Here is a 24,118-nt window from a genome sequence, read left to right as displayed (position 1 = left end):
GCCGCCGCAATGCTCAAATTCTGGAAGAAGAAGCCCACCGGAAAGGACGCCGGGCAGCCTGCCGCCAAGGCCCCGGCGGCCGATGCCGTCGCACCGGAAGGCGACGAGGCGACGCTGCACGAGGCGCTGGCGGAAATCGCCGCGCCCGCCGAGACCCGGCCCGACCACGAACGCTTCGTGGCGCCGGCCGGGGAGCCCGCCGCCACGGCGCCGGCCCCGGCCAGGCGCAGCTGGCGCGAACGGCTCTCCGGCAATGCGTTCGCGCGCGGCCTCGGCGCGCTGTTCGTGCGCCACCCGAAACTCGACGATGACCTGCTCGACGAGCTGGAAACCACCCTGATCACCGCCGACGTCGGCATCGAGGCCAGCACCGAGCTGGTCGAGAACCTGCGCAAGCGCATGCACCGGCGCGAGTTCGCCGACGCCCAGGCGCTACTGGCCGCGCTGCGCGAGGCGCTGGTGGCCCTGCTCAAGCCGGTCGGGCAGCCGCTGGACGTACGCGGCCGGCAGCCATTCGTGGTGCTGGTGGTGGGCATCAACGGCGCCGGCAAGACCACCACCATCGGCAAGCTGGCCCGCCGCTGGCGCGATGAGAAACACGCGGTGATGCTGGCCGCCGGCGACACCTTCCGCGCCGCCGCGGTCGAGCAGCTGAAGACCTGGGGCGAGCGCAACGCCGTGCCGGTGATCTCGCAGGGCCAGGATGCCGACGCCGCCAGCGTGATCTTCGACGCGCTGCAGGCGGCGCGCTCGCGCGGCACCGAGGTGCTGATCGCCGACACCGCCGGCCGCCTGCACACCCAGGGCGGCCTGATGGACGAGCTGGGCAAGATCGCCCGCGTGCTGAAGAAGCTCGACGCCGACGCGCCGCACGAGGTGCTGATGGTGATCGACGGCACCACCGGCCAGAACGCGGTGAACCAGGTGCGCCAGTTCCGCCAGATCGTGGGCGTCACCGGCCTGGTGGTGACCAAGCTCGACGGTACCGCCAAGGGCGGCGTGGTGTTCGCGCTGGCGCGCGAATTCGGCCTGCCGATCCGCTTCGTCGGCCTGGGCGAGAGCGCCACCGACCTGCGCGTGTTCGAGGCCGAGGCGTTCGTCGACGGCCTGCTGCCGGCAAGCCTCGGCAGCGAGGCGCCCGGCCATGACTGAACCGTGCTGGCGAGGCTGAGCAGATGTCGCACCGCCTGCGCTTGACCTTGCTGATCCTGGGCGGCCTGGCGCTGGCGGCCGTGCTGGCCGCGGTGATCGCGGTCTACCTGCTGCTGCAGCCCGAGCGCTTCACCCGCATGCTGCAGACACAGGCGCGCAGCGCGGGGCTCGAATTGAACCTGTCCAGCCCGGCCAGCCCCACCCTGTTCCCGCGGCCGGCGCTGGACCTGGACGGCATCACGCTCAACGCCGCGGGCGCCAGTGCGCCGATCCTGCTGGCCGCGCGCGGCCAGCTCGTGCTGCCGTGGCATACCCTGTTCGGCGGTCCCACCGTGATCTCGCAGCTGCAGATCGACTCGCCCCGGGTCGACCTCGACGCGCTGCAGGAATGGCTCGCCGCGCTGCCCCCGCATCCCGCGGGCTCGCCGCCCAACATCCCGCGCATCGACACCGGCGTCGGCATCAGCCACGGCAGCCTGGTGCGCGGCAACGCCGTGCTGCTCGACAACGTCTCGCTCGAAGCCGGCCGGCTGATCTCCGGCCAGCCGTTCCCGCTCAACATGTCCGCCACCACCGCGGCACACACGCCGCTGCAGTTGCGGTTGTCCGCCACGCCACGCATCGAAGGCAGCACGCTGCAACTGGACAACGTCAGCCTGCGCCTGGCGCAGGGCGGCACGACCACGCTGGCGCTCGCCGGCAATGCCCGCTGGCACGGCGCCGCCGATGCCGCCGCCAACCTCGCCGGCCGCCTCGACCAGGCCAATGCCGGCCAATACGACATCTCGCTGCGGCTGACCCCGGCCGACCAGAACGACCCGCTGCTGCTGGCGCTGAAACTCGACGGCCCCGGCAACCACGCCGACCTGCGCCTGCCGCCGCTGGCGCTGGCCCGTTGGTGGAGCCAGCTGGGCGATCCGCAGGGGCCGCAGCTGAGCACGCCGCCGGGCAACGGCCATGCGGAAATCGCCCGGCTCGAGGTGGGCGGCGTCGCCATCGAAGGCCTCACCATCCAGGCCGGCGATGCCGCACCGGCATCCGCCAGCACCACGGCGAAACCCGCCGCCGGCAAGCAGCGATGAGCGCGACAGTGGCCTCCCGCCTGCTGCGCTGGTTCGACCGGCACGGCCGCAAGGACCTGCCCTGGCAGCGTGCATTCGACGACGGCCGGCGCGACGCCTATCGCGTGTGGCTGTCCGAGGTGATGCTGCAGCAGACCCAGGTGGCCACCGTGGTCGGCTACTTCGAGCGCTTCGTCGCCGCGCTGCCCACCCTGCGCGACCTCGCCGCCGCCGACGAGGACACCGTGCTGGCGCTGTGGTCCGGCCTCGGCTACTACCGCCGCGCGCGCTTCCTGCATCGCGCCGCGCAACTCTGCGTGGAGCGGCACGGCGGCGAGCTGCCGCGCGACTTCGCCGCGTTGAGCGCGTTGCCCGGCATCGGCCGTTCCACTGCGGGCGCGATCCTGGCGCAGGCCCACGGCCTGCGCTTTCCCATCCTCGACGGCAACGTCAAGCGCGTGCTCGCCCGCTACCACGGCATCCATGGGCACCCCGGCGAAAGCTCGGTGGAAAAACAGCTGTGGCAACACGCCGGGGCGCATACGCCGACCACTCGTGTCGCCGACTACACCCAGGCGATCATGGACCTGGGCGCCACCGTCTGCGCGCGCTCGCGCCCGCGCTGCGACGCCTGCCCGCTGGCCGCCGACTGCATCGCCCTTCGCGACGATCTCACCGCGCAGCTGCCCGGCCGCAAGCCGGCGAAATCCATTCCCACCCGCGCCACCGTGATGCTGATCCTGCGCGACCGCCACGGCCGCGTGCTGCTCGAACGGCGCGGTCCGCAGGGCGTGTGGTCCGGCCTGTGGAGCCTGCCCGAAGCCACCGACCCGGATGGCGCCTGGCGCCTCGCGCAGCAGCACGCGCAGGTCGACGACGCCCGGGCGCTCGCACCGTTCACCCACGTATTCAGCCATTACCGGCTCGCCATCGAGCCGCTGCTGTTCGACCGCGCGACGCCGCAGCGCGGCATCGCCGATAATCCGCAACTGCGCTGGTGCAGCGCCGGCGAACTGGGCGCACTCGGCCTGCCCGCCCCGGTGCGCAGCCTCCTGCTGCAGGTCAGCGACAGCGCCTCAGCGGAGCGGCAAGCTGCATCCATTACTGTGGTCCCATCAGGATTCGAACCATGAGCCGTACCATCCACTGCGCCAAGCTCGGCATCGACGCCGAAGGCCTCGACTTCGCCCCCTGGCCCGGCCCGCTCGGCCAGCGCATCTACGCCGAGATATCCAGGACCGCCTGGCAGCAGTGGCTGGCCCACCAGACCACCCTGATCAACGAATACCGGCTCAACCCGCTCGACCCGAAGGCGCGCAAATACCTCGGCGAGCAGATGGAGAAATTCCTGTTCGGCGGCGCCGTCGACCAGGCTGCCGGATTTACCCCGCCCGACCTGGAGTCTTGACGAAAAGCCGTGCATTCGGTCTAATGCGCGGCTCCACGCATCATCGGCAAGCTTCGCGGCTGCCCCTGATCGCCAGGTTCCCGGCCGGGTAGCTCAGTTGGTAGAGCAGGGGATTGAAAATCCCCGTGTCGGCGGTTCGATTCCGTCCCCGGCCACCATGTTTATCAGTACCTTACGACAGCCGCACCAGTTGCGGCTTTTGTTTGTGTGTCAGAAACGTGCCATCGATCCGGCTCGCTGCCCCGCGCAGATGATCTGCCGCGAGATGCGCATACCGCAGGACCATGTCGTAGCTGGCCCAACTGCCCAGCTCCATCAGTTCCTGCAGCGGCGTGCCGCTCTGCACATGCCACGAGGCCCACGTGTGGCGTAAATCGTGCCAGCGGAACGACTGCTCGATCCCTGCCCGCTCCAACGCACGCTTCCATGCCTTGGTCGAACACCGGTCGACGGGCTTACCTTGGTAGGTAAACACGTAGTCCCCGTGTCGGCCCAAACGCCGACGCAACACGTCGAGCGCGTCCTCGTTCAATGGAACGCCAATGGCCCTCCCGGCCTTGGCCTCATCTGGATGGATCCACGCCACCCGACGGCTCATGTCGACCTGGCTCCACTGCAGGTACGACACGTTGCGCTGCCGTAGTCCCGTCGTCAGGGCGAACTGCGCCATCTCCCGAAGATGCTCGGGCAACTCCGTCAGGAGCCGCCGAGCTTCGTCCGGGGTCAGGAAGCGGATGCGCTGCTTCGGTTCCCGGTAGAGCTGGACCTTGGGAATGTGACTCACCCACTCCCAATCATCCCTTGCCCGTCGAAGGATCGAACGAATCACCGCGAGGTAGCGATTGGCGTTGCTGGGACTCGATGTTTGAGCCAAGCGTTCGCCAATCTGGTCGATCACGTCGCGGGTCACCTGACTCAGCATCAAGTGACCCAGGTAGCGATCCAACCGCCGCAACTTCGCAATGTCTTTCTCGCGCGTCCTCTTGTGGCTGGTCTCCTTCACCCACCGCACTGCCGCGTCCTGCCAACTCCGATCCGGTTTGACGCCAAGGCGTTGCTGCTCCCAATACTGGACCTTCAATCGGTCGAGGTATTCGAGTGCCCGCGTCTTGTCGTCAGTCCCAGCAGAGCGGCGTATTCGCTGCCCATGTGGTGTGGTGAAGCTGACCCACCAGACATCACCCCGCTTGGATACCCTGATCGGAATGGTGCAGCAGGGCGTCGGGTTGACCTCGGCGCCAGATCGCCATCATCAAGGCATCGGTGACCAGCTGGGTCGTCATCTGCGACTGCATCGACCAACCCACAGCACGTCGCGAGTACAGGTCCAACACCACCGCGATGTAGAGCCAGCCTTCGGCCGTCCACAGATAGGTGAAGTCGGCCACCCACTTCTGGTTTGGCGCCGCTGCTTGGAACTGGCGATCGAGCAGGTTGGGCGCAACGGCCGTGCTGGTGCGCTCACCACGGTCGACCGGCAAACCGCGCCGTCGCGGCCGTGCCCGCAGGGCCTGAACGCGCATCAGGCGTTCGATGCGGTGCAAACCACACGGGTGACCCGACTCCAGCACATCCCGCCAGACACGGCGGGCGCCATAGGTACGATCACTGTCGAGGAAACTCTGGCGGACCTGCCGCCCGATCGCCTCGTCGCTCAAGCTGTGCCGGCTCCGCGGACGCACCAGCCAGGCATAGAACCCGCTGCGGGAGACACCGAGCGCCCCGCACATCATCCCTACTGGCCAGGCCCCTCGGTGCTTCGCCACGAAGCCGAACTTCACGTCGACTCCTTGGCGAAATAGGCCGCGGCTTTTTTCAGGATGTCACGCTCCATCCTGAGCTTGGCTACTTCCTTCTTCAGGCGCGCAATCTCTGCCTGCTCGGGCTTCATCTGCCCCTGCCCGGGAAACGCGTGCTCCGGATCACCCGCCTGCTCCCGCACCCACTTGCGCAGCACGTTCTCGTGCAGATCCAGATCGCGTGCCGCCTGGGCAATCGTTACACCACGCTCCCTGACCAGCCGCACGGCCTCGCGCTTGAACTCACCACTGAATGTCCGTCGTGTCGCCATGAACCACCTCCGGCCTCATCATCACACCTAAACTCGGTGTCCGTGAAACCGGCAGCAGTCCAAGCCAAGAAGACAGCCCAAGGGACGAGTAAAGGCGGCGATAAGGTAGCCTAAATTTTTGAGGGGTCGGAAAATTTTGGGGCTATCACGCATGCATGCCCCTTGGTGTGCCGCGATGACATCAAGGGGGTGTTCTGATGGCTTGGTCCGCATGGGGAGGGGCTATGCAAGCCCATCGTTTGTCACCCTTCGCACAAGCTCGCGCTGGACAACCAACGAGGAATCAACCCAGATGGCGTAAGCCTTGCGCCGTGGGGATACGGTTAGGGATACTGATGCAAAATATTGATATATATATCTATTAATATCAATAAGATAAACTGACTTTTCGGTAACGTCCCCGCCACCATGTGCAACAGCAGAAGCCCGCTCCCACGAGCGGGCTTTTTTGTTCTGCCGGGTGCGCGTGGCGTGCGCGGCGGCAGCGCGAATCTCCGGTCAACGTGCGAAAATCGGGCCACCCACCGATACTTCCCACTTCATGACTGCCCAGAAATACGACTTCCGCCAGTTCCAGGAAGAACTCGCCAGACTCGAACGCAAGGTCGAACAGCCGAAACCGGCCAAGCCACTCGGCAAGAAAGCCGCGGCGGCGCAGCGGCTGGCGATGGCGCGGGAGGAATTCCTGGCGCTGCGCAAGCGGCACGAGCTGAGCGTGGCTGATGTGGTGGCGTTCTTCCCGGAGGAGGAAGGCATTGCCTACCTGCAGCAGCTGATTGCGGCGGCGCAGGCGAAGCCGCGGCGGACGCGGAAGGCGTAAACGAATGCTGACGAAGGACCGCTACATGATAAGCATGCCGATCGACACCCGCGCCACGTCGCCCGATGCCGCCCGCCGGCAGCGGCGGACACTGGCGACGCTGATGGCCCTGGCCACGCTGGCGGTAGGTGGCTGCGCCACGCTGCGCGGTGGACATTCCTCGGTGGTGGTCACTCCATCGTCAGCGCCGGCATCATCGTCGGCGAGTGCATCCAGGGAACCGCCGCTGACCGCCATCGGCAATCGGCTCCAGTCCGGCCACTACGCCGAAGGCGAAAAGGCCCTGCGGCAGTATCTGGAACAGCACCCGGGCGACCGCGCGGCGCAAGCCATGCTGCGCCAGCTCACCGCCGATCCGCGGCAGGTGCTGGGCGAGCGCTGGCGCACGCACGTGGTGCAGCCGGGCGATTCCTACAGCACCCTGGCCGAACGCTATCTCGGCGACCCGAACCTGTTCCTGATCCTGGCCCGCTACAACGGCTCGACCAACCCTTCACGGCTGCGCGTGGGGGAGACGCTGCACATGCCGCTGTCCGCTGCCGATACCGCGGCTGCGGTCGCGGCGCCAGCGCCGGCGCCGGCCGCCGCGACGATGCCGGCGGCGACCGTGCGCGGCACCGAGGCACCGGCCGCTGCCGCGCGGCGGTTGCAGGAGGAGAGCGTGTCACTGCTCGGTCAGGGGCAACAGCAGCAGGCGCTGGCCCGCCTCGACCAGGCGCTGGCCATCGACCCTCATCTGAAGCCGGCCGGAACCGGGGCGGCCGCGCTGCGGACGCAACTGCTCGACTCGTACCACGAGCGCGCGATCGTGCTGTACCGCGACCAGCAGCTGGACAAGGCCATCGCGCTGTGGGACCGGATACTGGCGATCGAGCCGGACTACGAACCGGCGATCGTCTACCGCACCCGGGCGCGCGAGCTCAAGCAGCGGCTCAAGCAATACTGATCTGCGGCTCAGGCCCTGGTGGCGCCGCCTTCATCGGCCGCGGCCAGGATGATCTGGGTCGGTCGACTGACGTCATCGGCGGCGGCTGCCGGCGCAGGCTCCCCGGGCTGGCGCTGGCGAGCCTGCAACGCGCCGTTCATCACGTTGAAGGCGGCGAACAGCCGGCCCAGCTCGTCGCGGCGGGCCAGCCTTATGCGATGGCGAAAGTCCCCCCGCGCCACCCGCAGCATCGCGTCGCCCAGCAGCTCCAGCGTATTGAGCGGCCGACGGAACAGCCAGTAGGCCGCGCCGACGACGGCCACCAGGGTCAGCACCAGCACGCTGGCGATCACCCACAGCGTGGTCCTTTGCGCCGCACGCAGCGCCGCATTGCTGACGCCGAGGCGCAGGTCGCCCACCGTCTTTTCCTGGTACTGGATGGGCACGTCGAACAGCAGCATCCCCCCTTGATCGCGGTTGCCCGCGTCCTGGCCGAGATAGGTCCGGATATCGCCGGGCCGCGACAAGTCCTTCATCCCGTCCTGGGCAGGCAACTTGTGGCCGATCTCCGCCTGTTGCGTACTGGCGATGATGCTGCCGGCACGATCGGCGATCGCCAGATAATGGATCTGCCGGTTGCGCGAGATGTCGCCGACCAGGGCGCGGGTGGCGGCGGCGTCGCCGAGCAGCAGGTTCTCGGCCGATTCGCTGGCGATCATGCGCCCCATCGAGCTGCCGAAATCCAGCGCCACGCCGGTCACCGCGGTGTTCTGCTTGGCGTAGATCGCCGCCAGCCCCAGCGCCAGCACCAGGCTCAGGATCGCACCCAGGCTGCTGGCCCAGCGCAGGCGCAATGAAATGATGCGGGTCGCCAGCGGGTTTTCGCGCTCGCGCTCGTACTCGCGTGCCGCCAGGCGCAGGTCGTCGATGACCTCCGCGCCGCGCTGGTAGCGCGACTGCGCTGCGGGCGCCAGCAAGGTGCGCACAATGCTGATCAGGATCGACGGCGTCGCCGGATCGCGCGGGCGGATCGACGGGCGCGGCGAACGCAGGCGCTTCCTGATCAGCTGCTCCACGTTGCCGATGTCCGGCCACGGCAACTTGCCGGTAACCAGCCAATACAGCACCACGCCCAGCGAGAACAGATCGCTGCGTGCATCGGCCTGCTCGCCGCGCAGGCGCTCGGGCGCCATGTAGGCCGGCGTGCCGCCGATTTCCGCGGACAGCCCGCCGCCATCATGTGGCGAGCCGCGGCGCTCGGCGATGCCGAAGTCGCTGATCTTGGCGTAGCTCCAGCCATCGGCCAGCATGACGTTCTCGGGCTTGACGTCGTGGTGGACGATGCCACGGGCATGCGCGTAGTCGAGCGCGGCGGCGAGTTGCCCGGCCAGTTCGATGATCGCCGGCAGCGGCGGAAAACCTTCGCGGCTGACCTTGCTGGCGAGCGTCTCGCCCGAGAGGCGCTCCATCGCGATGTACGAGCGGCCGTCCACCGTCTCGCCCACGTCGAAGATGGTGACGATGTGCGGATGGGTCAGATGTCCCGCCGCACGCGCCTCGACCAGGAAGCGGCGCCGGTAGGCGGGGTCGGCGGCGACCTCGCGATGCAGGCATTTGATCGCCACCTTGCGCTCGATGCCCGGGTCGAAACCTGCATAGACGACCGCCATCGCGCCCTGGCCGAGGATGCCCTCGATGCGGTAGCGGCCGACGCTTGCCGGGATGGTGTCCTCGTTCACGGCGACCCGAGCACCCACCAGGCGATCGCGCCGAGCCCGGCCAATGCCACTGCGATGCCGGCGATCCGGCGCCAGGATGCGTCGACCCGCTTGCCGTGCTCGCGGGTGAGGAACACGAACTCGACCTGCCCCAGCCTGACGTGGTCGCCATGACGCAGGACCACCTCGTGGATGCGCCGGTCGTTCACGAACGTGCCGTTGGTGGACAGCGTGTTCATGATGACGCAGTGGCCCTGCTGGTTGGTGATCCAGGCGTGGCAACCGGACACGCTCAGGTCGTCGACGACGATCTCGTTGTCGACCCGGCGACCGATGGTGTGCCGGCCCGGGCGAAGCACGAAGCGGCGCCCCACGAAGCCGTGGCTGCTGCCTTCCAGCACCGGTTCGTGCGCACTGATCCGGCCCGCCTGCCCCTCCTGCGCATCACTGGCGTATTGCCGCAAGGCCTCGGTGGAAAAAATCCGGGTGCCCTGCGGCCCCGGCGTGCGATCACCGGATTGGCTCGGCGTTGCTTGACCACGATCACTCATCGAAAACTCGTCCCCTGTGGACCAGGCCGAACTATAACCAACCGGCGTGCGACTCTTGTGACTGGACGTTGACTTAGATATTTATTTCCATAATTCTGGAAACATGGAATCAATAGATGCCCTCGCCTGTCTCAACGCACTCGCCCAGGAGCACCGCCTGACCCTGTTCCGCCTGCTGGTGCAGGCTGGCGAAGAAGGGATGGCCGTGGGCGAGCTGGCCGCCGCGACCGGTCTGGCCGGCGCGACGCTGACGAACCATCTGCATGTCCTCAGGCGCGCCGGCCTGGTCGGCGACGAGCGGCGGGGACGGGTGATCCAGTGCCGCGCGAACTATCTGCAGATGAACGACCTGCTCGGCTTCCTCACCGAGAGCTGCTGCGCAGGCTCGGCCACCGCGGGTTGCGTGCCGGCCTCCACCTGCCGACCCACCCGGAGAAAATGATGAAACGCTTCCACGTGCACGTGAACGTCGATCAGCTCGACCGCAGCATCCGTTTCTACACCACGCTGTTCGGCGTCGCGCCGAGCGTGCTGAAGCCGGACTACGCGAAGTGGATGCTGGACGATCCGCGCGTCAATTTCGCCATCTCGCAGCGCGGCCGCCAGGCCGGCGTGGACCATCTCGGCGTGCAGGCCGAGGACGACGCCGAGCTCGCCGCGATCGGCGCCCGGCTGCAGGCGGCCGATGCGGTCGCGCTGGCCGAACGCGCCACCACCTGCTGCTACGCACGCTCGGACAAGTTCTGGGCGGAGGATCCGCAGGGCGTGCGCTGGGAAAGTTTCCGCACCCATGGCGAAGCCACCACGTATGCCGGCGCGGCACAGGAAAGCGGCGCCGCCTGCTGCGGCCCGGCGCCCTCCGGCGATTCCGCTGCCGCCTGCTGCGGCCCGGCCGCGAACTGCTGCTGAGATGGACATGCACGCTCCTCCGTACAACGTGCTGTTCCTGTGCACCGGCAACTCCGCGCGCAGCGTGATGGCCGAGGCCATGCTCAACGTGCTCGGCGACGGCCGCTTCAAGGCCTTCAGCGCCGGCAGCTTCCCCAGCGGCAAGGTGCAGCCGCCCGCCGCCGAGCTGGCGCAGGCCTTCGGCTACCACGCGCCGCTGCGCAGCAAGAGCTGGGACGAGTTCGCGCAACCGGGCGCGCCGGCGATCGACATGGTGATCACGGTCTGCGACAACGCCGCCGGCGAGGTCTGCCCGGTGTGGCCCGGCCAGCCGGTGACCGCGCACTGGGGCGTGCCCGACCCGGTGGCGGCCGAAGGCGACGAGGAGGCGCGTCGGCGCGCGTTCGAGGCGGCCTGGCTGAGGCTGCGCAGGCGCATCGACCTGCTGCTGGCATTGCCGCTGGAGAAGCTCGACCGGCTCGCCCTGCAGCAGCAGCTGCGCGCCATCGGCCAGACGGCGGCTGCGGATGAACGCTGAGCTCGCGGCGCCGGCACCGGCGCAACTTGGCTTCTTCGCGCGCTATCTGAGCGTCTGGGTAGCGTTGTGCATCGCCGCCGGCATCGCGCTGGGGCATGTCCTGCCGGCGGCGTTCGAGATGCTGGCGGCGATCGAGCTGCAGCACGTCAACCTGCCGGTCGCCGCGCTGGTGTGGCTGATGATCGTGCCGATGCTGCTGAAGGTCGACTTCGCGCAGCTGGCCGGCGTGCGCCGCCAGGCGCGCGGCATCGGCATCACCCTGCTGGTGAACTGGGCGATCAAGCCGTTCTCGATGGCGCTGCTGGGCTGGCTGTTCGTCCGCCACGTGTTCGCCGCGTGGCTGCCGGCGGAACAGCACGACGCCTACATTGCGGGCCTGATCCTGCTGGCCGCGGCGCCATGCACGGCGATGGTGTTCGTGTGGTCGCGGCTGTGCGGCGGCGACGCGAACTTCACGCTGGCCCAGGTGGCACTCAACGACACCATCATGATCGTCGCCTTCGCGCCGATCGTGGCCCTGCTGCTGGGCGTGGCGTCGATCCGCGTGCCGTGGGGCACCTTGCTGCTCTCGGTGCTGCTGTACATCGTGGTGCCAGTGGTCGTGGCCCAGCTCTGGCGCGTTTGGCTGCTGCGCCGGCGCGGGCCGCATGCGCTGGAAGCGCTGCTGCGCCGTATCGACCCATGGTCCACCGCCGCGCTGCTGGCCACGCTGGTGCTGCTGTTCGGCTTCCAGGGCGAGGCGATCCTCGCGCAGCCGCTGGTGATCGCGCTGCTGGCGGTGCCGATCGTGATCCAGGTGTATCTCAACGCCGGCATCGCCTACGGTCTCGGTCGCCGGCTCAAGGTGCCGCATTGCGTGGCCGGCCCGGCCGCACTGATCGGGGCCAGCAACTTCTTCGAGCTGGCGGTGGCAGCCGCGATCAGCCTGTTCGGCCTGCGCTCGGGCGCGGCGCTGGCCACCGTGGTCGGCGTGCTGGTCGAGGTGCCGGTGATGCTGTCGGTGGTGCACATCGTCAACCGCAGCGCCACCTGGTTCGATCGCCAACACGCCTGAGCCGGCGCGGCGCACGCCGACGCACCAGCGCGGCCGTCGGCGGTCGCAAAGCCGCTCGCGATGGCGTTACTCGCGGAAAACCCGCGAAACGCCGGGCAATGGGCCGCATACGCCGCGAATGCAGCTGAACGGGCGCGGGTTCCGGTCGGCCTATTCATCGGACGTTGGTCGGAACGCTCCAAGACTCGGGCTTCCACACAACGAGGAGCGCCCCATGACCAACAAGCTCACTTCACTGACTCTTGCGCTGGCGCTGGGGACGCTGGCACAGGGAGTCTCCGGCATCGCCCTGGCCCAGCAGGCGCTCACCGAGCCGCAGGTGCACGACAAGCTCACTGCGGAGGGCTACACCAAGGTGCATGACCTGAAGTTCAAGCAGGGCATGTGGTACACCAAGGCGAAGAGCGCCAACGGCGATCGCGTCGACTTGCGCATCGACGCGAAGAGCGGCGAGATCTACCCCGACGAGCAGGTATCGCGGCTGAGCGAACAGGACGTGCGCGCAGCACTGGGAACCCAGGGCTATACGCACGTGCACGACCTGGATTTTCGCGACGGCATGTGGAAGGCCAAGGCCGACAATGCCTCCGGCAACCACGTCAGGCTGAAGGTCGACCCCCGCAGCGGCAAGGTGATCGGCATCGACTAGCCTGCGGCGGGCGGACGACCTGCGCGGCGGGCACACCGGCGATCCGGCGCGCCCGCCGGCTCATCCGCGAAACGGAAAGGCTGCACCGTCGCGCATCGACGGCACGGCTGGCTGCGGCTGCGCGGCAGGCACTACCCCGCCGAGCCAGTCGGCCGCCATGCCGGCGACCTCGGCGGCGCTCATGCCATGGGTATCGATGGCTCCATTGAGTCCACCGTAGGGCGCATATTTCGACGGAGCGGTGACGGAGAACAGGCCCAGCGTCGGCGTTCCGCTGGCGGCCGCCAGGTGCATCACGCCGCAATCGGCGCTGATGAAGCCGTCCATGTTCGCCACCATCGAGGCAAGGCGACGCAGGTCGCGCGTGTAGTACGGGGCGAAGTCCCCGCCCAGCTGCGACCTGCCATGCTCTGCCAGCACGTCGACGAGCAGCACGTCCGGCCGCTGCTCCATCAGCGCGCCGACGAAGCGCTGCCACCAATCCTCGCCGTAGCACTTGGCGCCGGTGGCGTTGGCGAAGATGCCGACGATCGTGCGTCCGGCCGGCAGCAACGGCGACGTGCCGAGAATGTTCGCCAATGCCCGTCGCGCCTGCTGCTTCTCGCCGTCCGACAAATCCAGGTTGAGCGGAGGGTATGGACGGCCCTGCTCCTGCCCCCGCGCCGCGCGCAGCAGGAATACGCCTCGCTGGGCCAGGTGGTCGGGACAAGGCAAGCCGTGCCACGCCGATCCGGGCTTGGTCTCCGGGTCGGGAAACCCCAGCTTGAAGCGGGCCTTGACCATCAGCAGCAGCAAGCGGCCCGACTGCGAACCCTGGCTGCTGTCGATGGCCAGGTCGTAGGAATTCCGCCGCAGCTCCCGCAACAGCCCCCTCGTGCGCCAGAGGTGCCGCGCGATCTTCCGCGGCAGGCTGAATATCCGGCGGACCTGGAAACGGTTCGCGAACAGGTGGCTGGCCGCCTCGCCGCCGACGACGAGATCGATTTCGGCGCCCGGATAGAGCGCCTCGACCTCCGCGAGCAGCGGGCTGACCAGGATCGCGTTGCCGAGCCGGTGGTTGGGCCGGCAGATCAGGATGCGGTGGATTCCCCGCGCCGGCAGCTGGCCCGGCTCGCACAACTGGCGCTCGACAGCCGCGAACAGACGCCCCAGAAACAACGAAAGGACCCGGCGCCGAAAGACATCCCGCCACCGCGAGGCGATGCGCGGGGGAGCGGGAGCATCTTGCGGAAGCAAAGCGGATGGAACCATTTGCGCGCACCAGGCCCCATGGGGATGGCGCCATACTAGCCGGATTCACTTAGCCAACACTTAGATTTCACCGGCCGCCGATCCCTAAGCACGCGCTAAGTGAACTGAGGCAAAAAGGTCGTGCGGCGACGCCCGCCGCCTACTGCAGGAATCGACATGAAGAAACTCCTCTGCATGCTTGCCTCCACCGGCCTGGCCGCGGGCGCCTTCGCCGCCAACGCCACACCGGCCACCCCATCGGAGACCCACGCCCGGGTCAAGTTGCCACAGGCGCGCGAAATCGCACTCAAGGCCTATCCGGGAAAGATCGTCAAGGAAGAGCTGGAAAAGGAGAAGGGAGGCAGCGGCCTGCGCTATTCGTTCGACATCGCGAACGGCAACGCCACCCATGAGGTCGGCATCGATGCGGTGACCGGCCAGCTCCTGGAAAACTCCGTCGAGGGCAAGGACAGCGATTGAAGACGCAGCGGGCACCGCACGGCGCGGTCGCCGGTGCGCGAATGGACCGGCACCACCGGACTGACTACTATCGGCGGACCCTTCATCCCCGACTGGTGACTGCCCGTGAAGCGACTGCTCCTGTGCGCCCTGATCATGTCCGCCTGCGCCGCCGCGCAGGCAACCGATGCCCCGACCTTCAGCCCCGAGCGCCTGTCGGCGGACGTGAAGACACTCGCCTCGGACGCGTTCGAGGGTCGCGGCCCGGCCACGCCGGCCGAGGCGAAGACCATCGACTACGTGGTGGCGCAGATGAAGGCCGCGGGCCTGCAGCCCGGCGGCGACCTCAAGGACGGCAAGCGCAGCTGGACCCAGGCGGTGCCGCTGCTCCGCAGCGAGATCGTCGGTGCGCCGAAGCTCACGCTCGCGCTCGGCGACAAGCGCGAGGCGTTGACCCAGGGCGAGCAGATCGCGGTGCGCGCTCCGATGGATGGCTCCACCGCGGTGGCGATCGCCGATGCGCCGCTGGTGTTCGTCGGCTACGGCGTCGAGGCGCCGGAGCGGCATTGGGACGATTTCAAGGGCGTCGACCTGCACGGCAAGATCGCCGTGGTGCTGATCAACGACCCGGATTTCGAGACCGGCGTGGGCGATTTCGGCGGCAAGGCGATGACCTACTACGGCCGCTGGACCTACAAGTACGAGGAAGCCGCGCGCAAGGGCGCGCTGGGCGTGCTGATCGTGCATGAGACCGCACCGGCCTCGTACGGCTGGGCCACGGTGAAGAATTCCAACATCAACACGATGTTCGACATCGTGCGCGACCAGCCGGCCGCCGTGCATCCGCAGCTGGAAGCGTGGATCCAGCGCGACCTGGCGGTCGCGATGTTCAAGCACGCCGGGCTGGACTTCGACGCGCTGAAGAAACAGGCGCAGACGCGCGCGTTCAAGCCGGTGACGCTGAGGGGCGAGAGCCTGTCTGCCAGCTTCAAGGTCGACAAGAGCGTGATCACCTCGCACAACATCGTCGGCCGCATCGAGGGCAGCAAGCACCCGGAGCAGACGGTGATCTACAGCGCACACTGGGATCACCTCGGCGTCGGCGCGCCCGACGCCAGGGGCGACCGCATCTACAACGGCGCGGTCGACAACGCCACCGGCACCGCCGCGCTGATCGAACTCGGCCGCGCCTTCGCGCAGGGGCCGCGTCCCGAGCGCTCGGTGGTATTCCTCAACGTCACCGCCGAGGAAAAGGGCCTGCTCGGCTCCGAGTACTACGCCGCCAATCCGCTGTACCCGCTGGCCACCACCGCCGGCGTGCTCAACATGGACGCACTCGACCCGCACGGCCCGGCACGCAACTTCACCATTTCCGGCAGCGCCAAGCTGGGCCTGCTGGACGACCTGATCGCCGATGCGAAGCAGTACGGCATGAGCTACACCGCCGACCCGAAGCCGGAAGCCGGCCATTTCTTCCGCTCCGATCACTTCTCGTTTGCCAAGCGCGGCGTGCCGGCGATCTCGTTCGGCTCCGGCAACGACTGGGGCAATGGCGGCCTGAAGGCCGGCAAGGCGGCGGAGGACGAGTACGTCGCCAGGCACTACCACCAGCCGTCCGACGAATGGCAGGCCAGCTGGTCGTTCACCGGCATGGCGCGCGACCTGCGGCTGCTCTATACCGTGGGCAGCCAGCTGGCGAATTCCGACCAGTGGCCGGACTGGAGCAAGGACTCCGAGTTCCGCGGCATCCGCGACGCCAGCGCCGCCGAGCGGAAGTAACCCACGCTGTCGCCGGGTTCGTGTAGCGAACCCGCCTTGACGAAGTAGGGCGGGCACCGCCCGCCGCACTTCCGGCATGCCGGAGAGCCGGCGGGCGGTGCCCGCCCTACGGACCTGCTTCGCAGGGGAGGCTGAGGTGGGTTCAACCCTTGACCTTCTCCGTCACGACCTCCCGCTATACGCAGGGAGGAGCAAGGCCAGGATCAACGCCGGCCGTAGGCCCAGCGCAGGAACAGCGGCAACATCTGCTTCCATGACGCCTGGTTGTGCTGGCCGCCCGGCAACAGGAACAGCGAGGCATCCGCCCTGCGCGACGGATGTCCCGCGTAGTCCAGGTTGATCGAATAACCGAGCTGACTCAGGCCGCGCGCGCGAAAGCCGTCGGCACCGCTATAGCCTTCAAGCAGATCCTGCACGTCGTCGATCGTGTCGTTGACGCCGTCGCCGTCGCGGTCGGCGGTTTCCTCCGCCGTGCCCGCCGCGAACCAGAACTTCAGGCCGGCGCGCCGGGGGCCGCGATCGACCATCGCCTGCGCCAGCCGCGTGTGCTGGATCGCGGTGGCGCTGCTGCGGTCCGCCGCCAGCCAGAACGAGGGCGAGAAGGCGCCCACCCGGCCGAACACCTCCGGATATTGCCAGCCGAGGCTGAAGGCGTTCAGCGCACCGAGCGACCAGCCTAGCATCGTGCGTCCGCGCGCGGCGCGGTGCGTGCGGTAGTGCGCGTCGACATACGGCACCAGCACGGTGGCGACCCAGGCGGAATAGTCCTGCGCGCGCACGCCGATCGGGCCGATCCGCGAACCGCCGACGAGGCTGCGCGCGCTGGCGCGATCGAACAGGCCGTAGCCGCTGGCGCGGTCGTCCAGCATGCGGATCGCCACCACGATCACCGGCTCGATCGCGCGCTCGCGGTACAGCCTCGCCAGCGTCGGCTGCAGGTCCACCGCGGCCATGTCCTGGCCGTCGTTCGCGTACAGCACCGGGTAACGGCGGCGCGGGGCGTCCGCGTAGCCGGGCGGCAGGTAGACCGCCAGCTTGATCCGCTCCGGCGCGAACGCCGGCGCGTCGAGCTGCAGCTGCACCGGTGCGTCAGCGGCGCCGCCCTCCGACGCGACCGCGTTGCCGGCGACGATCAAGGCACCGAGCAGCAGCCACGGCAGGACGACGAGGCGAAGCGTCATCACGCCACGCTGGCGAACCATGCGCCGTGGCCAGGCAGATGCAGGCGGCGGCCGTCGAGGCGGCCGGCGACCAGGCCGTGGCCGTCCAGCGGCTGCTGCTCGCCGAGCTCCGCGGGCAGGTCGATCGCAACTTCGGCATCGGCCAGGTTGAACGCCACCAGCACGGTCTGCCCGGCGAGGCGGCGGGTGAATGCCAGCACCGGCTCGGCGGTGTCGATGAAGGCGATGTCGCCCCAGCGCAGCGCCGGCTGCGACTTGCGCCAGTGCATGAAGCGGCGGAAGCCGTTCAGCACCGAATGCGGGTCGGCCTCCTGCCGGCTCACCGCCAGCGCGTGATGTTCCGCCGGTACCGGCAGCCACGGCATGCCGCCGCTGAAGCCGGCTTGCGCGTCGACGTCGCTCCACGGCATCGGCGTGCGGCAACCGTCGCGGCCCTTGAACTGCGGCCAGAACGCGATGCCGTAGGGATCCTGCAGCGCCTCGTAGGGCAGTTCGGCCTCGGTCAGGCCCAGCTCCTCGCCCTGGTACACGCAGACCGAGCCGCGCAGCGAACAGACCATCGCGGTGAGCAGGTTGGCCAGTTGCGCCGACGGCCGGCCCCTGCCCCAGCGCGTCAGCACGCGCTCGACGTCGTGGTTGGAGATCGCCCAGCACGGCCAGCCGTCGGTCATCTGCGCTTCCAGCGCCTGCACCGTGCCGCGGATGTGCGCGGCGCTGAAATCGTCGGTGAGCAGCTCGAAGCTGTAGCCCATGTGCAGCCGGCCGGGGCGCGTGTATTCGGCCATCGTCGCCAGCGAATCCTCCGAGGAGATCTCGCCCAGCGTGGCCGCGCCCGGGTAGCGATCCATCAGTGCGCGCAGCTCGCCGAGGAACGCCAGGTTCTCCGGCCGGGTGTTGTTGTAATAGTGGTACTGGAACGCGTAGGGGTTGTCCGGGCTGAAGCCGCGGCCCGTGCGCTTTTCCTTCGGCTTGGGCGGGTTGTCGCGCAGCTCGCGGTCGTGGAAGCAGAAGTTGATCGCGTCCAGGCGGAAGCCGTCCACGCCCTTGTCCAGCCAGAAGCGCACGCTGTCGAGGATCGCCGCGCGCACATCCGGGTGGTAGAAGTTCAGGTCCGGTTGCGAGGTCAGGAAGTTGTGCAGGTAGTACTGGCCGCGGCGCGGCTCCCACTGCCAGGCGCTGCCGCCGAACAGCGACAGCCAGTTGTTCGGCGCGCTGCCGTCGTCCTTCGCGTCGGCCCACACGTACCAGTCGGCCTTAGGGTTGTCGCGGCTCTCGCGGCTTTCGCGGAACCACGCGTGCTCGGCCGAGGTATGGCTGAGCACCTGGTCGATCATCACCTTCAGGCCCAGCGCGTGCGCCTTCGCCAGCAGCCGGTCGAAGTCGGCCAGCGTGCCGAACAGCGGGTCGACGTCGCGGTAGTCGGCGATGTCGTAGCCGAAGTCGGCCATCGGCGACTTGAAGAACGGCGCAATCCAGATCGCGTCCACGCCGAGGCCGGCCACGTAGTCGAGCCGATCGATGATGCCCGGCAGGTCGCCCACGCCATCGCCGTTGGTGTCCAGGAAACTGCGCGGATAGATCTGGTAGGTGACGGCGCCGCGCCACCAGGGTGCATCGGTCATTTAAACGTGTCCCCAGCACATGATGCGGGCGCGTTCCATCGCCCGTCGTTGAATGCGGATCAGCTTAGCCGCAGCCCTGTTGCGACTTGCACGGATGTGCATACGTATTCATTCGTGCTGCAGGTGCGACATGCGACATCGGCGTGACGAGCGGCCGCGGTGCATACGCCATGGTGCATGTCAAGCCGCACCGCGGGCCACGCCGCGTGGCCCGGTTCCATACACATGTGATGTTGCAACGCAATAAACGTTCGATGGCACCCGGCATGAATACGTATGCAGGAAATGCTTCGCTGCAGAAACCCCGGCCTACCATGGATACACGCCGCCGAAAACCTCGGCTGCGCACCTGCCGACGGTCGTCGCCGACGGAAGCGCGGGGCATCTATCCATCAAGATCGACGGCGACACACCTTTGTGGGAGGGGATTACATGGTTCTGAAACATAACGTGCTGGCGATGGCGATCGCATCGGTGTGCCTTGGCATGTGCGCCACGGCCTACGCCGCGACCGCGCCCTTGTCCGGCCAGCAGCAGAGCACGCAGGATCAGGCGCCGGCGGCGTCGACCGACAAGGCCGACCAGAACAGCAAGGACGCCGACGGCAAGCGCAAGTCGCAGAAGCAGCTGCAGTCCGTCGAGGTCAACGGCTTCATCAGCAGCATCGAGAACTCCACCGCGCTGAAGAAGAACGCCGACTCCATCGTCGAGGCGGTCTCGGCGGAACAGGTCGGCAAGCTGCCCGGCACCTCCATCGCCGACACGCTGGGCCGCCTGCCCGGCCTCGCCGTGCAGACCTTGAACGGCCGCCCGCAGGTGCTGACCATCCACGGCCTCGGCCCCGATTTCTCCACCGCCCTGATCAACGGCGGCCAGCAGGTGTCGACCTCGAACAACCGCGACGTGCAGTTCGACCAGTACCCGTCGAGCTGGTTCGACAACGTGGTGGTGCACCTGAGCCCCCAGGCCGACCTGATCGGCCAGGGCCTGTCCGGCACGGTCGACATGCACACCATCCGTCCGCTGGACAAGAGCGGCCCCGAGGCGGCGGTGAATGCCAAGTACATCTGGAACAGCATGTCCGAGCTGGCACCGGGCAAGGGCGTGGGCAACACGGGCCACAACGTCAACGGCGTATGGGTGAACCAGTTTGCCGACCACACGTTCGGCGTGACCCTGGGCGTGGACCTGGAGGACAACCCCACGCAAATCCAGCATCAGGCGCCGTGGGGCTACCCCTCCGACGCGAACGGTGATGCGGTGATCGGCGGCTCGAAGAACTACGGCATCACCGACTCGATGAAGCGCAACGGTGCGCTGGCCACCGTGCAGTGGCAGCCGAACGAGTTCTACACCGGCACCATCGACCTGACCTACGACAATTTCAAGGAAACCCAGCAGGCCAAGGGCATGGAGTTCCCGCTGTGGTGGAGCTCCGCCAAGCTGCTGCCGGGCGCCGTCGCCCAGAACGGCTTCGTGCAGAGCGGCACCTACGGCAACGTCAAGCCGGTGATCCGCAACGACTACAACAGCACCAGCGCCCGGGTCTACAACTTCAACTGGGAAAACAAGTTCACCATCAACGAGAACTGGACGATCAACGCCAACGCGAACTATTCGCGTGCCACCAACCACAGCGTCAATCTCGAAAGCTATTCCGGCACCGGCTACACCCCGGCCAACGGCGCGCTCGACACCGTGGGCTTCAGCGAACTCGGCAATCGCCTGCTCAACCTCAGCCCGTCGCTCAACTACACCCAGGGCGTGGTGCTGACCGATCCGCAGGGCTGGGGCGCCGGCAACGATGTGGTGCAGGCCGGCTTCATCAACGCGCCGCGCACCGTCGACTACCTCGCCAACGTGCGCCTGGCGGTGGAGCGCAGCTTCACCAGCGGTCCGTTCTCCAGCGTGGAGTTCGGCGTGAGCAACAGCCGCCGCAACAAGACCTACCACATCGACCAGGCCTTCCTCACGCTGGGTGGCGGCACCCTCAGCGGCGGCAATGCGGTCAAGACCGCACCGATCCAGGGCGGCAGCAGCTGCGATCCGCTGTCGTGGATGGGCATCGGCTCGCAGATCTGCTACAACCCGTTCGCCCTGATCGACAACGGCTCCCTGGTGAACGTGCCGACGTTCGGCTCCAACACCGGCACGCCGCCGGACTGGAAGACGCATGAGAACGTCTTCACTCCGTACGTGCAGTTCAACATCGACACCCACCTGGGCGACGTCAGCCTGCGCGGCAACTTCGGCATGCAGGCGCAGCACACCGCGCAGAGTGCGACCGGCGAGCGCGTGGCGCCGGGCAGCACCATCACCGGCAACGGGATCACCCTGATCCCGGTGACCGGCAGCACCAGCTACACCCGCTACCTGCCCAGCGCGAACCTGATCTTCGGCTTCACCGACAACGACAACCTGCGCTTCAGCGCGGCCCGCACCCTGGCCCGCCCGCGCATGGACCAGATGAACGCCGGCCTCGGGGTGAGCGGCAACGTCACGCACCTGGCGAGCACCGACCCGAACCAGGCCTACTTCAGCGCCTCGGGCGGCAACCCGAAGCTCAAGCCGACGATGGCCGACAACTTCAACGTCAGCTACGAGCACTATTTCTCCGGCCCCGCATCGGGCTACGAGTGCAACTCCGCCGACCAGAAGAACTCGGACCTGTGCCGCAGCGGTGGCGGTGGCGGCTACTTCTCGGTGTCGGGCTACTTCATCGGCCTGCACGACTACATCAACCCGAACTCGTCCTTCCTGTACAACTTCAGCTCCTTCCTGCCGTTCACCCTCAGCCCGGCGCAGTTGAGCCAGCTGGGCACCCCCTACGGCATCGTGAGCGGCCCGACCAACCAAGGCCGCGGCTACGTGAAGGGCCTGCAGGGCACGCTGAACCTGCCGTTCAACCTGCTCACCCCGGTGCTCGACGGCTTTGGCACGATCCTCACCGCCAACCGCACCAAGAGCTCGCTGGTCTACCCTGGCAATGCCACCCCGATCACCGTGCCGGGTCTGTCCAAGTGGGTCGCCAACGGCACCGTGTACTACCAGCACAACGGCTTCGAGGCGCGCATCAGCGACAACTACCGCTCGAACTTCCTGGGCGAGGTGTCGGGCATCAGCGCCACGCGCATCGAGCAGACGCTGAAGGGCGGCAGCAGTTTCGACGCACAGGTGAGCTACACGTTCGACAGCGGCCGCTTCAAGGGCCTGACCCTGATCGCGCAGGGCTCGAACCTGTCGAACAAGATCTTCACCACGTTCCAGAACAACGACCCGCGTCAGGTGCAGATGTGGGAACGCTACGGTCGCACCTACTCCCTGGGTGCCTCGTACAAGTTCCAGTAAGCCGTATCGACATTACCTCCCCATGGTGCCCCGCTGTGTTTTTTCCAGCGGGGCTTTTTTTTCATCATCCGCGCGGCGAGAGTGGCGCGGCAATATCGACAGGGTGCCGAGGAACGATGACATGAACGACTCCCGCATCCGCCAGGTGGTGATCGTCGGCGGTGGCACCGCCGGCTGGATGGCGGCGGCGCTGCTGGCGCAGGCGCTCGGAACGGGCGTCGCCATCCGCCTGGTCGAGTCGGCCGAGATCGGCACCGTCGGCGTGGGCGAGGCCACCATCCCGCAGATCCGCCACATCAACCGCTTCCTCGGCATCGACGAGGACGAGCTGCTGCGCTTCGTCCATGGCACCTACAAGCTGGGCGTGCAGCTCAACGGCTTCACCCGCCCGGGCGATTCCTACCTGCACGCGTTCGGCGACCTCGGCCTGCCGCTGGGGCTGACGCCGTTCCACCATTACTGGCTGCGCGCCGTGCAGGAACGCGGCCACGCGGACGCGCAGGGACTGTGGGCGTATTCGCTCAACGCCGCAGCCGCCGCCGAGAACCGTTTTGCACCGCTGGAAACCGTACCGGACAACCCGCTCGGCGGCATCCGCTACGCCTACCATTTCGACGCCACGCGCTACGCCCAGTACCTGCGCGAGCGCATCGCGCCGGGTGCCGTGCAGCGCATCGAGGGCAAGGTGGTGGACGTGCGCCTGCGCGCCGGCGACGGCTTCATCGAATCACTGCAACTGGACAACGGCGAGATCGTCGAGGGCGACTTCTTCGTCGATTGTTCCGGCTTCCGCGGCCTGCTGATCGAGGGCGCGCTGAACACCGGCTACGAGAACTGGCAGCAGTGGCTGCCCTGCGACCGCGCGCTGGCCGTGGCCAGCGCCCCCGGCGGCCCGATGCGCCCGTACACCCAGGCCAGCGCGCGCACCGCCGGCTGGCAGTGGCGCATCCCGCTGCGCCACCGCGTGGGCAACGGCCACGTATATTGTAGCCGCTTCATCAGCGACGACGAGGCTGCCGCCCAGTTGCTGGCGAACCTGGAAACCGAAGCGCTGGGCGATCCGCGCCCGCTGCGTTTCGTCACCGGCATGCGCCGGCTGGCGTGGAACCGCAACTGCCTCGCGCTGGGCCTGGCCGCCGGCTTCATGGAACCGCTGGAATCGACCAGCATCCACCTGGTGCAGTCCGGCATCAGCCGCCTGCTGGCGATGTTCCCCGACCGCCACTGCGACAGCGCACTGGTGGACGAGTACAACCGCCAGACGCGCTTCGAGTACGAGCATGTGCGCGATTTCCTGATCCTGCACTACAAGGCCACCGAACGCACCGACACGCCGTTCTGGCAGCAGTGCGGCGCGATGGAGATCCCGCCGTCGCTGGCGCGCCGGATCGAGCTGTTCCGCCGCACCGGCATGGTGTTCCGCGAAGGCGACGAGTTGTTCGCCGAAACCGGCTGGGTGCAGGTGCTGCTGGGCCAGCGCATCGAACCGGAGCGCCACCACCCGCTGGCCGACGCGCTGACCACGCCGCAGCTGGACGGTTTCCTTGCCGACATCCGCACCCTGGTCGGCCGCGCGAAGAACACGCTGCCGGCGCACCACGCCTTCGTGGCGCGCGCGGCCGGCAGCCCCGTCACATGAGCGCCGCGGCATGCCGCCGCGGCCG

At 67.9% G+C, this 24,118-nt stretch carries 21 protein-coding genes, 1 tRNA gene and 1 pseudogene; 16 read left to right on the top strand and 7 right to left on the bottom strand.

From position 1 onward, the window contains the following. The first annotated feature begins 9 nt into the window (after window positions 1–9). From ftsY to DEO45_RS05815, 5 genes are all read left to right on the top strand, one after another. Window positions 10–1,152 (top strand): signal recognition particle-docking protein FtsY, encoded by a 1,143-nt coding sequence (ftsY, locus tag DEO45_RS05835; protein ID WP_114341363.1) that lies wholly within the window; start codon window positions 10–12, stop codon window positions 1,150–1,152. A gap of 23 nt (window positions 1,153–1,175) precedes the next feature. Beyond that, window positions 1,176–2,234, top strand: a complete 1,059-nt coding sequence (locus DEO45_RS05830) for an AsmA family protein (protein ID WP_114341362.1) — start codon at window positions 1,176–1,178, stop codon at window positions 2,232–2,234. Next, on the top strand, window positions 2,231–3,346 hold the full coding sequence (mutY, locus tag DEO45_RS05825) for an A/G-specific adenine glycosylase (RefSeq protein WP_114341361.1): 1,116 nt from the start codon (window positions 2,231–2,233) through the stop codon (window positions 3,344–3,346). Before DEO45_RS05830 ends, mutY begins: the two co-directional genes overlap by 4 nt. Then, window positions 3,343–3,621, top strand: coding sequence for an oxidative damage protection protein (locus DEO45_RS05820; RefSeq protein WP_114341360.1), 279 nt, complete (start codon window positions 3,343–3,345; stop codon window positions 3,619–3,621). The genes mutY and DEO45_RS05820 overlap by 4 nt, the downstream gene beginning before the upstream one ends. Window positions 3,622–3,703: 82 nt before the next feature. Continuing rightward, window positions 3,704–3,779: transfer RNA gene (locus DEO45_RS05815), tRNA-Phe, on the top strand. 14 nt (window positions 3,780–3,793) lie between these two features. Here the strand turns inward: DEO45_RS05815 and DEO45_RS05810 are convergent. Continuing rightward, window positions 3,794–4,702 (bottom strand): tyrosine-type recombinase/integrase, encoded by a 909-nt coding sequence (locus DEO45_RS05810; RefSeq protein ID WP_223250800.1) that lies wholly within the window; start codon window positions 4,700–4,702, stop codon window positions 3,794–3,796. 106 nt (window positions 4,703–4,808) lie between these two features. Then, window positions 4,809–5,692 (bottom strand): annotated as a pseudogene (locus DEO45_RS05805) (IS3 family transposase); the annotation flags it as partial. A gap of 541 nt (window positions 5,693–6,233) precedes the next feature. On the opposite strand from DEO45_RS05805, the gene DEO45_RS05800 reads away from it, so the two are divergent. Next, window positions 6,234–6,512, top strand: coding sequence for a 2-hydroxyacyl-CoA dehydratase (locus tag DEO45_RS05800; protein WP_114341358.1), 279 nt, complete (start codon window positions 6,234–6,236; stop codon window positions 6,510–6,512). A gap of 25 nt (window positions 6,513–6,537) precedes the next feature. Continuing rightward, window positions 6,538–7,458 (top strand): LysM peptidoglycan-binding domain-containing protein, encoded by a 921-nt coding sequence (locus tag DEO45_RS05795; RefSeq protein ID WP_114341842.1) that lies wholly within the window; start codon window positions 6,538–6,540, stop codon window positions 7,456–7,458. Between the two features lie 8 nt (window positions 7,459–7,466). Here the strand turns inward: DEO45_RS05795 and DEO45_RS05790 are convergent, their stop codons facing one another. Then, window positions 7,467–9,176, bottom strand: a complete 1,710-nt coding sequence (locus DEO45_RS05790) for a protein kinase domain-containing protein (protein WP_114341357.1) — start codon at window positions 9,174–9,176, stop codon at window positions 7,467–7,469. Further along, complete coding sequence (locus DEO45_RS05785; protein ID WP_189339686.1) at window positions 9,173–9,706, bottom strand: FHA domain-containing protein; 534 nt, start codon at window positions 9,704–9,706, stop codon at window positions 9,173–9,175. Before DEO45_RS05785 ends, DEO45_RS05790 begins: the two co-directional genes overlap by 4 nt. A 103-nt stretch (window positions 9,707–9,809) precedes the next feature. Here DEO45_RS05785 and DEO45_RS05780 point away from each other — a divergent pair, with 103 nt between their 5' ends. The 5 genes from DEO45_RS05780 to DEO45_RS05760 all read left to right on the top strand — a co-directional run bounded on the left by DEO45_RS05780 (window position 9,810) and on the right by DEO45_RS05760 (window position 12,835). Next, window positions 9,810–10,148 (top strand): ArsR/SmtB family transcription factor, encoded by a 339-nt coding sequence (locus DEO45_RS05780; RefSeq protein WP_114341355.1) that lies wholly within the window; start codon window positions 9,810–9,812, stop codon window positions 10,146–10,148. Then, window positions 10,148–10,615 (top strand): ArsI/CadI family heavy metal resistance metalloenzyme, encoded by a 468-nt coding sequence (locus DEO45_RS05775; protein WP_114341840.1) that lies wholly within the window; start codon window positions 10,148–10,150, stop codon window positions 10,613–10,615. The genes DEO45_RS05780 and DEO45_RS05775 overlap by 1 nt, the downstream gene beginning before the upstream one ends. A 7-nt stretch (window positions 10,616–10,622) precedes the next feature. Next, window positions 10,623–11,132, top strand: coding sequence for an arsenate reductase ArsC (locus DEO45_RS05770; protein ID WP_114341354.1), 510 nt, complete (start codon window positions 10,623–10,625; stop codon window positions 11,130–11,132). Then, the gene (arsB, locus tag DEO45_RS05765; protein ID WP_114341353.1) at window positions 11,122–12,186 is read left to right on the top strand and encodes an ACR3 family arsenite efflux transporter; all 1,065 of its coding nucleotides are present in this window, start codon (window positions 11,122–11,124) and stop codon (window positions 12,184–12,186) included. Before DEO45_RS05770 ends, arsB begins: the two co-directional genes overlap by 11 nt. Before the next feature lie 214 nt (window positions 12,187–12,400). Continuing rightward, window positions 12,401–12,835 carry a PepSY domain-containing protein gene (locus DEO45_RS05760; protein WP_114341352.1) on the top strand — a complete coding sequence of 145 codons (435 nt, stop codon included), beginning with the start codon at window positions 12,401–12,403 and terminating at the stop codon, window positions 12,833–12,835. A gap of 60 nt (window positions 12,836–12,895) precedes the next feature. Here DEO45_RS05760 and DEO45_RS05755 read toward each other — a convergent pair whose 3' ends face one another. Continuing rightward, window positions 12,896–13,993 carry a glycosyltransferase family 9 protein gene (locus DEO45_RS05755; protein ID WP_223250799.1) on the bottom strand — a complete coding sequence of 366 codons (1,098 nt, stop codon included), beginning with the start codon at window positions 13,991–13,993 and terminating at the stop codon, window positions 12,896–12,898. 267 nt (window positions 13,994–14,260) lie between these two features. On the opposite strand from DEO45_RS05755, the gene DEO45_RS05750 reads away from it, so the two are divergent. Together DEO45_RS05750 and DEO45_RS05745 are read left to right on the top strand one after the other, a co-directional pair. Next, window positions 14,261–14,545, top strand: coding sequence for a PepSY domain-containing protein (locus DEO45_RS05750; protein WP_223250798.1), 285 nt, complete (start codon window positions 14,261–14,263; stop codon window positions 14,543–14,545). Window positions 14,546–14,650: 105 nt separating this feature from the next. Beyond that, complete coding sequence (locus tag DEO45_RS05745; RefSeq protein WP_114341349.1) at window positions 14,651–16,303, top strand: M28 family metallopeptidase; 1,653 nt, start codon at window positions 14,651–14,653, stop codon at window positions 16,301–16,303. Window positions 16,304–16,506: 203 nt separating this feature from the next. Here DEO45_RS05745 and DEO45_RS05740 read toward each other — a convergent pair whose 3' ends face one another. Together DEO45_RS05740 and DEO45_RS05735 are read right to left on the bottom strand one after the other, a co-directional pair. Continuing rightward, window positions 16,507–17,484 carry an alpha/beta hydrolase gene (locus tag DEO45_RS05740; RefSeq protein ID WP_114341348.1) on the bottom strand — a complete coding sequence of 326 codons (978 nt, stop codon included), beginning with the start codon at window positions 17,482–17,484 and terminating at the stop codon, window positions 16,507–16,509. Next, window positions 17,484–19,106 carry an alpha-glucosidase family protein gene (locus DEO45_RS05735; RefSeq protein WP_114341347.1) on the bottom strand — a complete coding sequence of 541 codons (1,623 nt, stop codon included), beginning with the start codon at window positions 19,104–19,106 and terminating at the stop codon, window positions 17,484–17,486. The genes DEO45_RS05740 and DEO45_RS05735 overlap by 1 nt, the downstream gene beginning before the upstream one ends. Window positions 19,107–19,538: 432 nt before the next feature. Between DEO45_RS05735 and DEO45_RS05730 the strand changes: the two genes are divergently transcribed. Then, window positions 19,539–22,454, top strand: a complete 2,916-nt coding sequence (locus DEO45_RS05730; protein WP_114341346.1) for a TonB-dependent receptor — start codon at window positions 19,539–19,541, stop codon at window positions 22,452–22,454. 121 nt (window positions 22,455–22,575) lie between these two features. Then, window positions 22,576–24,093, top strand: a complete 1,518-nt coding sequence (locus DEO45_RS05725) for a tryptophan halogenase family protein (protein ID WP_114341345.1) — start codon at window positions 22,576–22,578, stop codon at window positions 24,091–24,093. Window positions 24,094–24,118 lie beyond the last annotated feature (25 nt).

It is taken from the genome of Rhodanobacter denitrificans, assembly GCF_003335105.1.
In the GTDB taxonomy this organism is placed as follows: domain Bacteria; phylum Pseudomonadota; class Gammaproteobacteria; order Xanthomonadales; family Rhodanobacteraceae; genus Rhodanobacter; species Rhodanobacter denitrificans_A.
Note: the sequence above shows the minus strand (reverse complement) of the source record. Positions and strands in the feature narration are given on the sequence as shown.